Raw genomic sequence first — 11985 nt, forward strand, 5'->3', positions numbered from 1 at the left:
CCCCGGTGCACGGCACCCCGACGAAATTACGGGCAGACCACGAGCGAGACCACTAGCCCGGGCATCAGCCGATGTGCAGCGCGACGACCTGCCAGCGGGCCGGCGCCACCTGCTCGACGCGGCAGGCGATGGCATGCACGCGACGACCGCGGGTGTAGGTCCCGAACGCCTCGGCGGCCGTGCACTGCTCGGGGGCCCCGACCGCTTGCAGTCGCAGCCGGCGCAGCACCGCCGCGCCCCGCCGGCCGCCGGCACCCCGGTGGGCCGCGAGCACCGCGTCCACCAGCGGGGTCGCCAGCATCCCGTGCAGCTGCGCGGCCGGGCGGCGCCGGTCGATGACCTCCAGCACCCGGCGCAGCGCCGAGTCGGCGCAGGCTCCCGCCTGTCGCATCGCCGCGGTCCAGGCCGGAGCCGGAATCCGGCCGGAATAGTCTGGAATCCGGCCGGAATAGTCTGGAATCCGGCCGGAATAGTCTGGAATCCGGCCGGAATAGTACTGTGGCGCCGAGGTGTTGGGCCGACGCACTGCGGTTGGTGACGGCATGCGGCACTGCCCGGCGTCCCGCGGCGGCGGTTCGTAGTCGACGATGGGTGTGACGGCGAAGGCGCCGGCCTCGGCTGCGCCCGGGACGATTGACATGGCACCCTCCAGCGTTCGGACAACGACGAGCCTGCTGGAGAGTGGCAGACGCGGCGATGATCATCGCACAGTCGCGGCGTCCGTGTGCCCGCTCTGGCCACGGGCTGTTGGTGACGGTTACGGTGGGCTGCGATGCCGATTTCGCAAAGCCTCGCAACGGAAGAGGCGACGTGACGCGGTTGTCCACATCGGACGCGGCGTTCTACCGGCTGGAAAACACCGCCACCCCGATGTATCTGGGATCGCTGTCGGTGCTGCGCCGGCCACGCGCGGGGTTGAGCTACGAGACGCTGCTGGCCAGCGTCGAACAGCGGCTTCCCCAGGTGCCGCGGTACCGCCAGAAAGTCCGGGAAGTGACGATGGGCCTGGCGCGTCCGGTGTGGGTCGACGACCGTGACTTCGACATCACCTACCACATCCGGCGCTCGGCGCTACCGTCGCCGGGCAGCGACCGACAACTGCACGACCTGATCGCCCGGCTGGCCGCTCGGCCGTTGGACACCTCCCGGCCACTGTGGGAGATGTACCTGATCGAGGGGCTGTCCAAAAGCCGCGTCGCGCTGTACAGCAAGTCCCATCAGACGCTGATCAACGGGATGAGCGCGCTGGAGATCAGCCACGTCATCGCCGACCGAGGCCAGCGCCCACCCTCGTTCGCCGAGGACATCTGGGTGCCCGCCCGCGAGCCCGGCCCGACCCAGCTGCTGCTGGGCGCGATCGGCGACTGGGTTTGCGAACCTCGCGCGCAGTTGCGGTCCGTGGCTTCCCAGCTGACCGGGTTGGCGACCAGTTCCAGCCTGGCGATCGACCGGGGCCGGCGGCTGTTCGACGTCGCGCGCACGCTGGCTCGCGGTCCCGCTCCCAGCAGTCCGCTCAATGCCACGGTGTCGCGGAACCGACGGTTCACGGTTGCGCGCGCGCGGCTCGAGGACTACGAGGCGGTGCGGTCGCGGTTCCACTGCGACATCACCGACGTGGTGCTGGCCGTCATCACCGGCGCCCTGCGCAACTGGCTGCTGTCCCGCGGCGAGGCGGTGGCACCGACGGCGACGGTTCGGGCGATGGCGCCGTTGCCGGTCGACGTCGAGGGAGCACTCCTGTCGGCCGGTCACGGCCAGCCGACCCCCCAGGTGGGGCCGCTGCTGGTCGATCTGCCGGTCGGGGAGGGCAACGTCGTAGTACGGCTGTCCCAGATTGCGCATGCCACCGAGTCCGACGCGACCGCGGCCGGCCTGGCCGGCACCCGGACCGTCGTGACGCTGTCGGGGTTCGCGCCGCCCAGCCTGCACGCGATGGGTATCCGGGTCGCCAGCAGCCTGCCCAGTTTCTCCGGGCGGGCGTTCAACCTGCTGATCACCAATGCGCCCGGCGTGCAGTCGCAGGTGTACGTTGCCGGAGCGAAGTTGCTGGAAAGCTACCCGGTGCCGCCGCTGTTGACCAGGCAGGTGCTGGCCATCGGGGTGACGTCCTACGACGGCATGCTGTATTTCGGGATCAACGCCGATCGGGCAGCGATGAGCGACGTCGACGTGCTGCCCGGGTTGCTGGGCGAATCGTTTGGCGAGTTGCTGGAAGCGGCGCGGTAGCAGGCCCGCGGACCTACCATCCCAAGGTGTGAGCAAAGGATTGCCGGCTCCTGCGAATCGCCGCAAGCCGTCGGCTGTCGCGATTCCCAACAAGGTGTATCAAGCCGAATTGTTCCGTCTGCAAACGGAATTCGTCGTGCTGCAGGAGTGGGTCCGGCATTCCGGCGCGCGCATCGTGGTGATCTTCGAGGGCCGTGACGGCGCGGGCAAGGGCGGCACAATCAAGCGGATCACCGACTACCTCAACCCGCGGGTGGTGCGCATCGCCGCCCTGCCGGCGCCGACCGATCGTGAACGCGGCCACTGGTATTACCAGCGCTACATCGCGCATCTGCCCGCCCGGGGCGAGATCGTGCTGTTCGACCGGTCCTGGTACAACCGCGCCGGCGTGGAGAAGGTGATGGGATTCTGCACGCCACAGGAACATGCGTTGTTCCTGCATCAGACGCCGACCTTCGAGCAGATGCTCATCGAGGACGGGATCCTGCTGCGCAAGTACTGGTTTTCGGTGTCCGACGAGGAGCAGCTGCGCCGGTTCAGGGCGCGCCGCAAAGACCCTGTCCGGCAATGGAAGCTCAGCCCGATGGACCTGGAATCGGTGTATCGCTGGGAAGACTATTCGCGTGCGAAGGACGAGATGATGGCGCACACCGATGTTCCGCTAAGCCCCTGGTATGTGGTGGAATCCGATATCAAGAAGCATGCGCGGCTCAACATGATGGCACATCTGCTGTCCACAATCGACTACCACGATGTGCAGAAACCGAAGGTCACCTTGCCCAAACACCCGGTGCTCACCGGTAATTACCGACGCCCGCCGCGGGAGATGTCGACCTATGTCGACGACTACGCCTCGACGCTGTTCGGCGTCGTCGAGTAGATGCAGGTCTACATCCCGGCGACGCTGGCCATGTTGCAGCGCTTCGTCACAGAAGGCACGTTGCGCCCGGTCAGCGGAACCGCGTTCGCGGTGACGCCGGCGCTGCGCGAGGCCTACGCCGACGGCGACGACGACGAACTCGGCGAGGTGGCGCGCCGCGACGCCGCCCTGGCGTCGCTGCGGTTGCTGGCGACCGACCGCGCCGACGACCTGCCGCCGCGGCGGGTGGTGCTGCTCGCCGACGTCGCCGACCTCACGTTGCGCCCGGACCTCGACGACGCGGTGGTGCGGCTCGGCGCGCCGGTCGCGATGGACGACGTCATCGCCGCGTTCGTGGACAACGCCGCCGCGGAGGCCGTCGTCAGCGCGGCCATGGCGGTTGTCGACGAGGCCGACCTCGGCGACGAAGACGCCGAGCTGCTGGTCGGCGACGCGCAGGATCATGATCTGGCCTGGTACGCCGCCCAAGAGCTGCCGTTCCTCGTCGACCTGCTCTGACCCCGGGCAGGTACCGTAAGTTACGGTACCGTAGGTTGTGTCGGTGGGCGGACATCGCCAACCGCGTTGTGAAGAGGAGCGCTCTGTGACGGGCAGGAAGATTTCCCGGCCGACGGCCGTCGTCGCCGACGCCGCGCGTCCCATCATCGCCGGGGCGGACGGGCACCCGGGATGGCATGCGCTGCGCCGGATCGCGGCGCGGATCACCACGCCGCTGCTGCCCGACGATTACCTGCACCTGGCCAATCCGCTGTGGTCGGCGCGGGAGTTGCGCGGTCGCGTGCTGCGGGTCCGTCGGGAGACCGAGGACTCCGCGACGCTGGTCATCAAACCCGGCTGGGGCTTTTCCTTCGACTACCAGCCGGGTCAGTACATCGGCATCGGTGTGCTGCTCGACGGGCGGTGGCGGTGGCGGTCGTACTCGCTGACCTCGACCCCGGTGACCGCGGCGCGTACGGTGACCATCACCGTCAAGGCGATGCCGGATGGTTTCCTGTCCACCCACCTGGTTGCCGGGGTGGCGCCCGGGACGATCGTGAGATTGGCTGCGCCGCAAGGCAATTTCGTGCTGCCCGACCCGGCGCCGCCGGCGATCCTGTTCGTCACCGCCGGCTCGGGGATCACGCCGGTGATGTCGATGCTGCGCACCCTGGTTCGTCGGGATCAGGTCACCGACGTGGTGCACCTGCACTCGGCGCCGACCGGAGCCGACGTGATGTTCAGCGCGGAGCTCGACCGGCTGGCCCGCGATCAGGACGGCTACCGGCTGGACCTGCGCACCACGCGCAGCCAGGGCCGCCGAGATCTGGGCCGGCTCGACACCGAGGTGCCCGACTGGCGGGACCGGCAGACCTGGGCGTGCGGCCCGGAAGCGATGCTCAACGAGGCCGAACGGGTTTGGGCGGCGGCCGGCGCCACAGCGCGCTTGCATCTCGAGCGGTTCGCGGTGTCGCGCGCCGCGCCGGCGGGAACGGGCGGAACGGTCAGCTTTGCCCGCAGCGGCACGAGCGTGGCTGCCGATGCCGCCACGTCGCTGATGGAGGCCGGTGAGCGGGCGGGTGTCCAGATGCCGTTCGGCTGCCGGATGGGCATCTGCAAATCGTGCGTGGTCGGCCTGGTCGACGGTCATGTCCGTGACCTGCGGACGGGCGCAGAGCACGAGCCCGGGACCCGAATCCAGACCTGCGTCTCGGCGGCGTCCGGCGATTGTGTGCTAGACATCTAGCTGTTACTGGCTAGTAACCTACGGTTACGTAGGTTACGCTATCGTAGGTAGATCAGTCCGTGAGCGAGGGAGGTAACGCGTTGGCGATCACCGACGTCGAGGTATTCGCACACCTCACCGACTCCGACATCGAAAGCCTGGCGGTCGAACTCGATGCCATCCGCGCCGACATCGAAGACTCCCGCGGCGAGCGGGATGCCCGCTACATCCGCCGCACCATCGCCGCGCAGCGCGCGCTGGAGATCACCGGGCGGGTGCTGCTGGCGGCCAGCTCCCGGCGCTCGGGCTGGTGGGCCGGCGCCGTCACGCTGAGCGTGGCCAAGATCGTCGAGAACATGGAGATCGGCCACAACGTCATGCATGGCCAGTGGGACTGGATGAACGACCCCGAGATCCACTCGTCGACCTGGGAGTGGGACAACCTCGGGGCGTCCAAACACTGGCGCTACACCCACAACTTCGTGCACCACAAGTACACCAACATCCTGGGCATGGACGACGACGTCGGCTACGGGATGCTGCGCGTCACCCGAGACCAGCGCTGGAAGCGCTACAACGTGCTCAACCCGGTGTTCAACGCGCTGCTCGCGGTCCTGTTCGAGTGGGGAATCGGGTTGCAGCACGTGGAGATCGGCAAGATCATGAAGCGCCGCGCGGACCAGGCGGAGGCCCGGCGCCGCGTCGACGAATTCGTCGCCAAAGCCGGCCGGCAGCTGGTCAAGGACTACGTGGCGTTCCCCGCGCTGACGTCGCTGTCACCCGGCGCCACCTACTGGTCGACGCTCAAGGCCAACGTCATGTCCAACGTGATCCGCAACGTGTGGTCCAACGCGGTGATTTTCTGCGGCCACTTCCCCGACGGCGCCGAGAAATTCACCAAGACCGACATGGTCGGGGAGACCAACGGCCAGTGGTACCTGCGCCAGATGCTCGGCAGCGCCAACTTCAACGCCGGGCCGGCGATGCGGTTCTTCAGCGGCAACTTGTGCCACCAGATCGAACACCACCTCTACCCCGATCTGCCCAGCAACCGGCTGGCCGAGATCTCGGTGCGGGTGCGCGAGATCTGCGACAAATACGACCTGCCCTACACCACCGGGCCATTTTTGGTGCAGTACGCCAAGACCTGGCGGACCATCGCCAAGCTGTCGCTGCCGGACAGGTATCTGCGCGACACCGCCGACGACGCTCCCGAGACCCGCAGCGAGCGGATGTTCGCCGAACTGGGACCGGGCTTCAGTGGGACCCACGCTGCGACCGGACGCCGGCGCGGACTGAAGACCGCGATCGCCGCGGTGCGGGAGTGGCGCCGCGGCAAGCGAATTGGTGGCGCAGCGCCCGCAGCCGCTTAGCCGCGGCCGCGTCGATGCCGAGTGGTCGTTCTCCCGCTCGACGCGTCCCGGTCGCCGCAGCCCGCCCCGGTGCTGCACACGAACCAGGGTCAAGGAACACTGACGATTCCTACTCCGAATACGACTCTGCCCCGGAGGAATCGGCACCCTCATCGCCGCGTGGCACTGGTATCACCACCGCGCCGACGACTCAGAAAACCCCGATGGGTGTGGAGAGGATCTCATCGCCGAACAGTTGGAGGTCGACCACAAACAATTCGAAGCCGTCGATGTCTGCCAGTCCGGTCACATGGCTGGCGAGCGCGGTATCCAGTGCTTGATCCAGGTGGAGCACAGCTTCGCCGTCGACGTACCAGCCCGGCGTGCCTCACTTACTTCGAGCGCGAGGCGCGTGAGTTCCGCCGCGCCCGGCGCTCGCGGCTCCACCACGGCGCCGGCTGTCATGCCCTCGCCCGTCGTGGTGTCCGCGCTGTCGACGATGCCGGCATGTTGCGAGGGCCGCTTCACCGGCGGGAACTCGAGAAGGACGCCGACGCGGGCGCCATCGCGATCAGCCGATAATCGAAGTGACACAGCGGGTTCGGTGCGATGTTCGCACGGCGTGGGCATTCCTGACTGACATCGGTTTGCCGGCGCGCTGCTCGGCGGAGCTGCAGGCGGCGGAGTGGCTTGGCGACGCGGACAGCGTTGCGGTCTCTGCGCAATTCCGCAGCCGTACCAGCGTCACGGTTACGTCGGCAGCTCGCCGACGTCCAGCTCGTTCCGGTCAGTGGCGCTCGTGGCGGGCTGCCTGTCCGCGGATCGACCCCGTTGGATCAACAGACACCCGTTGGATCAGACGACGTGGATGCCCAGGATCAGTGCGAGGCTGCGTTCGATCCAATGCATCGTGTCCGGCGCCACGGTGCCCAATCGCTCCAATAGGCGGCTGCGGGCGACGGCGCGGATGCCGCGGCAGACGGCGACGCTTTCGGCGTCTGCGCCTTCGCCGGGAGAGATGTGTGGCCGCAACGGGTTGTGGGTGACCGAGCTAGACACCGGTACCACGACGATAAGTTCGTCGTCGATGCCGGAGAGTATGTCGTCGACGGAGACGACGACGGCGGGACGGTGTTTGCCGGGTTCGCCGGTGCGGGCTGCACCCAGGGCGACGAGCCAGAGATCGCCGCGTTGTGGTTCAGGCAAGGCCGTCGCCGACCGCGGTGTCCCAGTCGCGATTCTCGTCGCGGGCGGCTTGCAGCGCCACCTCAGCGCGGGTGGTCTCGCGTTCGGCGCGGAAGATCGCCTCGTGTTCGGTGCGGGCGGCCAGGTCGGCGAGCAGGGCCGCGATCGAGACGCCTCGCTCGCGGGCCTGGGCGGCGAGCCGGTCACGTGTCCGGACCGAAACCCTGATCGTCGTCGTCTGAGTAGACATAACTAGTAGTCTAACTTATAGACATCCATCGTGGCGCGAGGTTCCGGGTCGCCGCGGTCAGTGATCGAGAACCTCGATCCGGCAACTCGGCCCGTGTGCGCGCGAAAGCCGCGCGTCCAGCGTCAGCAGTGTCGCGTCGAACGCCTCCGCCAACGCGACGTAGAACGCATCCCATCCCCGTACCGTGTCGCGCAGCTGCCACGCCCGCTCCAGCAGCCAACGGTGCCCGAAGCGTTCGCCGGGCCAATCCCGCAGATCGGCTATCGCCTGCCCGGCGGCCGTGCCATCCAGCCGCCCGCGTCGTTGCTGGGCACGGATCACGCCCATCACCTCAACGTCGATCACGTGTGGCGCGACCTGGTCGGCGTCGGCGGCTAGGCGCGCCGCGATCTCCCCCGAGCGTGGCGTGTCTGCGACGACCTCGAACAGGCACGACGCGTCAACGACCAGCATCTGGCCACTCGCCGCGCCACTCGTCCAAGGTCGCCAGCACCTCGGTCGTGGATACCGCCGAGGGCCGCCGGCCGGTACGCGCCAGCCACTGCGCCACCGACGGCCGCGCCGCCAGCCGCGCCGCCTCGCGGCGCAGCAGCTCGGGCACCGTGATCCCGTCTTCCGCGGCGCGACGGACCAATGCCGCATACACCCCGTCTTCGATATCGCGGATCTGCACCGTCTTAGGCATTGCTGCAGCATATCATGCATCGCCGCATGTCTAGATGAGTATTTGCAGCGCTGGTACTGGCCGTCGACCCCGGATGCTCGACGTGTGTTGCTGAACCGGCGGGGTCAGACCCCGACGATGGTCAGCAGGTGTTCGATCCCTCGGAAGTCGTCGACGTTTCGCGTGTAGAGAGGGAGGTTCGCGGCCACGGCGGTGGCCGCGATCAACAGATCCACGGCCCGGGGGCCGCGTGCCCTGCGACCGGTCGCGACGATCGCTGCGTAGATGCGTCCGTACGCCCGCGCAGCTTCGCCATCGAATGGCAGCAGAACATGCAGGCCAACCTCGAGTGGATCGGCTCCCAGGCGGAGAGCTGACGCTTTCTCCGCGCGAGGGTGCGCAGTTGTACGCCGCTTACTGGCGTGTCGACGTGCGAACACGCGCACTGCCGCTACGCGTCGCGCAGCGTTCCCAGCAGCCGCCGTGCCGCAGCCACCCGGCGGGCGGCCGGGCCGGTGAGCGTGTCCAGTGCGCATTCCGGGTCGGCGGGCCGACCCCGGTGCCCGCAGCCCCGCGGGCAGTTCTCGATTGCCTCGGCCAGATCGGAGAATGCCATCAACACGTCTTTGGGCTCGATGTGCGCCAGCCCGAACGACCGGACACCGGGTGTGTCGATCACCCAACCGGACCCGTCGAGCCGCAACGCCACGGACTGGCTTGACGTGTGCCGCCCCCTACCGAGATCGGTGACATCGCCGACGGCCCGATCAGCTTCTGGGACAAGGCGATTCACCAAAGTCGATTTGCCTACCCCGGAATGCCCGAGCAGCACGGTCACTTTGCCATCCAGTAGGGGAGCGACGGCGTCGAGCGGGTCGTCGCGCCCGGCGACGACGACGGTCACGTCCAAATCGGCGAACTGCCCGGCGAACGGCCCGGCCGGCGCCAGGTCGGTTTTGGTCAGGCACAGAATCGGCGCCAGCCCGCCGGCGTACGCGGCGATGAGCGCGCGGTCGACCAGGCCGGCGCGCGGCGGCGGGTCGGCCAGCGCCACCACGATCAGCAGCTGGTCGGCGTTGGCGACGACCACCCGCTCGGCGGGATCGGTGTCATCGGCGGTGCGCCGCAACACCGTTCGCCGCGGACCACGCCGCACGATGCGGGCCAGCGTGTCGGTGTGCCCGGTCAGGTCACCGACCAGGTCGACCTCGTCGCCGACCACGATCGGGGTGCGGCCCAGCTCGCGGGCCCGCATGGCGGTGACCCGGCGGTGCGGGTCGCCGTGCAGCACACAGCCCCACCGGCCGCGGTCGACGCTGACCACCATGGCCGGTTGCGCGTCGGTGTGTTCGGGGCGGGTCTTGGTCCGCGGCCGGGATCCTCGCCCGGGGCGGACCCTGACGTCGGACTCGTCGTAGCCGCCGGGCCTCAACCCCGCGACCCCCGGACCATGTCGGTCCACAGTTGCGGAAACTGCGGCAACGTCTTGGCGGTGGTGGCGATGTCGTCGACTTCCACGTCGGGCACCCGCAGGCCCATGATGGCGCCCGCCGTCGCCATCCGGTGATCGGCATACGAGCGCCACAGGCCGCCGTGCAATGCGGTCGCGGTGATCAGCAGGCCGTCAGGGGTTTGCGAGCAGTTGCCGCCGAGGTGGTTGATCTCGGCGCTGAGCGCGGCGAGCCGGTCGGTCTCGTGGCCGCGCAGATGCGCGATGCCGGTCAGCCGCGACACCGATCCCGGGCTGGCCAGCGCGGCGAGCGCCGCCACTGCCGGGGCGAGCTCACCGACGTCGCGCAGGTCGACGTCGAACCCCGCGTAGGTCTCCGGCCCGCGCACTTCCAGATGTGAATCACTCTGCGAGACAGACGACTTCACCTTGTGGAGGATGCCGATAATGGCGCCGGCGGGTTGGATGCCGGCCACCGGCCAGCCGGCGATGCGTACCGTGCCGCCGCTGACCACGGCCGCCGCCAAGAACGGGACGGCATTGGACAGGTCGGGTTCGATGTCCCAGTGCCGCGCTGTCACCGCGCCGGGCCGCACCTGCCAGCGGTCGGGTGTGGCGTCATCGACGTCGACGCCGGCCTGCCGCAGCATGGCCACCGTCATCGCGATGTGCGGCGCCGACGGCAGCGCCGGCCCGTTGTGCGCGACGGCCAGGCCGTCGTCGAACGCCGCCCCGGACAGCAGCAGCCCCGAGACGAACTGCGACGACGCCGACGCGTCGATCTGCACGGCGCCGCCGGCGACCGATCCGGCGCCGCGCACCGTGAACGGCAGGCCGTCGCCGTCGATGTCGACGCCCAGCGCGCGCAACGCGTCCAGCAGCGGGGCGATCGGCCGGGCCCGGGCCTGCTCGTCGCCGTCAAACGCGACCACCGTCGTGCCCAGCGCCGCCAGCGGCGGGATGAACCGCAGCACCGTACCGGCCAGCCCGCAATCCACGGACGCGCCGGGTGTGGGGGAGAGCCGGCCGCTGACCGTCAACTCCGACTCCGGCCCCTCGACCCGCAGGCCCAGCGTTCGCAGGGCGCCGATCATCAGGTCGGTGTCGCGGCTGCGCAGCGCGCCGCTGATGGTCGAGACGCCCCCGTTGATCGTCGCCAGCGCGCAGAGCACCAGCGCCCGGTTGGTCTGGGACTTCGAGCCCGGCACGGTCACCGTCGCCGTGACGGGTGACGGCGTGGTCGGGGCGGGCCAGGTGCTCACTCGTCCATCATGGCCGGTGCTGCGACGATGGACCGCATGTGTGGACGATTCGCGGTCACCACCGATCCGGCGACGCTAGCCGAGAAGATCCAGGCGATCGATGAGACGAGGGCAGCCCGCGCGGTGCGGCCGAACTACAACGTGGCGCCCACCAGCACCATCGCGACCGTGGTTCGCCGCCACCAGAAAGCTGACGAGCCGGGCGACGAGCCCACCCGCCGGGTCCGGCTGATGCGCTGGGGGTTGGTCCCGCCGTGGGTCAAGGCCGGGCCCGGCGGCGCGCCGGACTCCAAGGGCCCGCAGCTGATCAACGCCCGCGCCGAGACGGTCACCACCTCGCCGGCGTTCCGCTCCAGCGCTAAATCCAAGCGCTGCCTGGTCCCGATGGACGGCTACTACGAGTGGCGGGCCAACCCGGGGCCGGGCACCAAGGCCCGCAAGACACCGTTCTACCTCTTCCGCGGCGACGGCGAGCTGCTGTTCGTGGCCGGCCTGTGGTCGGTATGGCGACCGGCCGAGGATGCTGCGCCGCTGCTGAGTTGCACGATCGTCACCACCGACGCGGTGGGCGAGCTGGCCGAGATCCACGACCGGATGCCGCTGATCGTGGCCGAACGCGATTGGGACCGTTGGCTCGATCCCGACGCCCCGGCCGATCCCGCGTTGCTGGCCAACCCGCCGGACGTGCGCGGCATCCGGATGCGCGAGATCTCGACGTTGGTCAACAACGTGCGCAACAACGGGCCCGAGCTGCTCGAGCCGGTCGAGCCGCAACCCGAGCAGCCGACGCTGCTGTAGCCGGATGCCTACGCGCTACTCCGCGGCCGTCGCTACAGACCGGGCAGCGGGAGATCGCATCGGGCCACCACCTGGTAGCGAGAATCGGGCGTTCCGGTCATTCTGCGCGATCTCTGGAATCGCCGCGTCTCAGTCGGGATCGTCGTCGTCGTCGTCTTCGCGGAGGAGTTTTTCGGGGTGGTGGTAGAGGTTGGTGCGCCGTTGGCCGTGGTCGGC

General features: G+C 69.1%; 15 protein-coding genes. 7 read left to right on the top strand and 8 right to left on the bottom strand.

Features of this window, described 5'->3' with window-relative positions; translation table 11 throughout:
- Positions 1-64: 64 nt before the first annotated feature.
- Entirely contained in the window at positions 65-640 is a 576-nt protein-coding gene (locus tag ABDW21_RS13845) for an Rv3235 family protein (protein WP_343710581.1), read from the bottom strand.
- A 170-nt stretch (positions 641-810) separates the two neighbouring features.
- On the opposite strand from ABDW21_RS13845, the gene ABDW21_RS13850 reads away from it, so the two are divergent.
- The 5 genes from ABDW21_RS13850 (at position 811) to ABDW21_RS13870 (ending at position 6181) form a co-directional block, all read left to right on the top strand.
- Positions 811-2226, top strand: coding sequence for a wax ester/triacylglycerol synthase family O-acyltransferase (locus ABDW21_RS13850; RefSeq protein WP_343602522.1), 1416 nt, complete (start codon positions 811-813; stop codon positions 2224-2226).
- 40 nt (positions 2227-2266) lie between these two features.
- Entirely contained in the window at positions 2267-3106 is an 840-nt protein-coding gene (gene ppk2 / locus ABDW21_RS13855; RefSeq protein ID WP_343602538.1) for a polyphosphate kinase 2, read from the top strand.
- Positions 3107-3604, top strand: coding sequence for a hypothetical protein (locus tag ABDW21_RS13860; protein ID WP_343602523.1), 498 nt, complete (start codon positions 3107-3109; stop codon positions 3602-3604).
- A 100-nt stretch (positions 3605-3704) separates the two neighbouring features.
- A complete protein-coding gene (locus ABDW21_RS13865) occupies positions 3705-4829 on the top strand; it encodes a ferredoxin reductase (protein WP_343602540.1) in 1125 nt (374 codons plus the stop codon).
- A gap of 80 nt (positions 4830-4909) precedes the next feature.
- Positions 4910-6181: a fatty acid desaturase gene (locus tag ABDW21_RS13870; protein ID WP_343602542.1), complete on the top strand. Its 1272-nt coding sequence runs from the start codon at positions 4910-4912 to the stop codon at positions 6179-6181.
- A 190-nt stretch (positions 6182-6371) separates the two neighbouring features.
- Here the strand turns inward: ABDW21_RS13870 and ABDW21_RS13875 are convergent, their stop codons facing one another.
- From ABDW21_RS13875 to ABDW21_RS13895, 5 genes are all read right to left on the bottom strand, one after another.
- Positions 6372-6515, bottom strand: a complete 144-nt coding sequence (locus tag ABDW21_RS13875; protein ID WP_343602524.1) for a hypothetical protein — start codon at positions 6513-6515, stop codon at positions 6372-6374.
- A gap of 500 nt (positions 6516-7015) precedes the next feature.
- Positions 7016-7366: a type II toxin-antitoxin system PemK/MazF family toxin gene (locus ABDW21_RS13880; protein WP_343602525.1), complete on the bottom strand. Its 351-nt coding sequence runs from the start codon at positions 7364-7366 to the stop codon at positions 7016-7018.
- Complete coding sequence (locus tag ABDW21_RS13885; RefSeq protein WP_343602527.1) at positions 7359-7595, bottom strand: antitoxin; 237 nt, start codon at positions 7593-7595, stop codon at positions 7359-7361. Before ABDW21_RS13885 ends, ABDW21_RS13880 begins: the two co-directional genes overlap by 8 nt.
- A 57-nt stretch (positions 7596-7652) precedes the next feature.
- Positions 7653-8048 carry a type II toxin-antitoxin system VapC family toxin gene (locus ABDW21_RS13890; RefSeq protein ID WP_343602529.1) on the bottom strand — a complete coding sequence of 132 codons (396 nt, stop codon included), beginning with the start codon at positions 8046-8048 and terminating at the stop codon, positions 7653-7655.
- Positions 8035-8280, bottom strand: a complete 246-nt coding sequence (locus ABDW21_RS13895) for a hypothetical protein (RefSeq protein ID WP_343602531.1) — start codon at positions 8278-8280, stop codon at positions 8035-8037. Before ABDW21_RS13895 ends, ABDW21_RS13890 begins: the two co-directional genes overlap by 14 nt.
- A gap of 128 nt (positions 8281-8408) precedes the next feature.
- Here ABDW21_RS13895 and ABDW21_RS13900 point away from each other — a divergent pair, with 128 nt between their 5' ends.
- Complete coding sequence (locus tag ABDW21_RS13900) at positions 8409-8636, top strand: hypothetical protein (RefSeq protein ID WP_343602533.1); 228 nt, start codon at positions 8409-8411, stop codon at positions 8634-8636.
- A gap of 74 nt (positions 8637-8710) precedes the next feature.
- Here the strand turns inward: ABDW21_RS13900 and rsgA are convergent, their stop codons facing one another.
- Both rsgA and aroA read right to left on the bottom strand, forming a co-directional pair.
- Positions 8711-9691 carry a ribosome small subunit-dependent GTPase A gene (gene rsgA / locus ABDW21_RS13905; RefSeq protein ID WP_343602544.1) on the bottom strand — a complete coding sequence of 327 codons (981 nt, stop codon included), beginning with the start codon at positions 9689-9691 and terminating at the stop codon, positions 8711-8713.
- Positions 9688-10971 (bottom strand): 3-phosphoshikimate 1-carboxyvinyltransferase, encoded by a 1284-nt coding sequence (gene aroA / locus ABDW21_RS13910; RefSeq protein WP_343602535.1) that lies wholly within the window; start codon positions 10969-10971, stop codon positions 9688-9690. Before aroA ends, rsgA begins: the two co-directional genes overlap by 4 nt.
- Before the next feature lie 36 nt (positions 10972-11007).
- Between aroA and ABDW21_RS13915 the strand changes: the two genes are divergently transcribed.
- Positions 11008-11769: an SOS response-associated peptidase gene (locus ABDW21_RS13915; protein ID WP_343602537.1), complete on the top strand. Its 762-nt coding sequence runs from the start codon at positions 11008-11010 to the stop codon at positions 11767-11769.
- Positions 11770-11985 lie beyond the last annotated feature (216 nt).

Source organism: Mycobacterium sp., assembly GCF_039583805.1.
GTDB lineage: Bacteria > Actinomycetota > Actinomycetes > Mycobacteriales > Mycobacteriaceae > Mycobacterium.

Coding starts and splice junctions, on each gene's coding strand:
- ABDW21_RS13860 (WP_343602523.1), top strand. CDS start 3,107: ATGCAGGTCTACATCCCGGCGACGCTGGCCATGTTGCAGCGCTTCGTC.
- ABDW21_RS13890 (WP_343602529.1), bottom strand. CDS start 8,048: ATGCTGGTCGTTGACGCGTCGTGCCTGTTCGAGGTCGTCGCAGACACG.
- ABDW21_RS13895 (WP_343602531.1), bottom strand. CDS start 8,280: ATGCCTAAGACGGTGCAGATCCGCGATATCGAAGACGGGGTGTATGCG.
- ABDW21_RS13845 (WP_343710581.1), bottom strand. CDS start 640: ATGTCAATCGTCCCGGGCGCAGCCGAGGCCGGCGCCTTCGCCGTCACA.
- ABDW21_RS13915 (WP_343602537.1), top strand. CDS start 11,008: ATGTGTGGACGATTCGCGGTCACCACCGATCCGGCGACGCTAGCCGAG.
- ABDW21_RS13885 (WP_343602527.1), bottom strand. CDS start 7,595: ATGTCTACTCAGACGACGACGATCAGGGTTTCGGTCCGGACACGTGAC.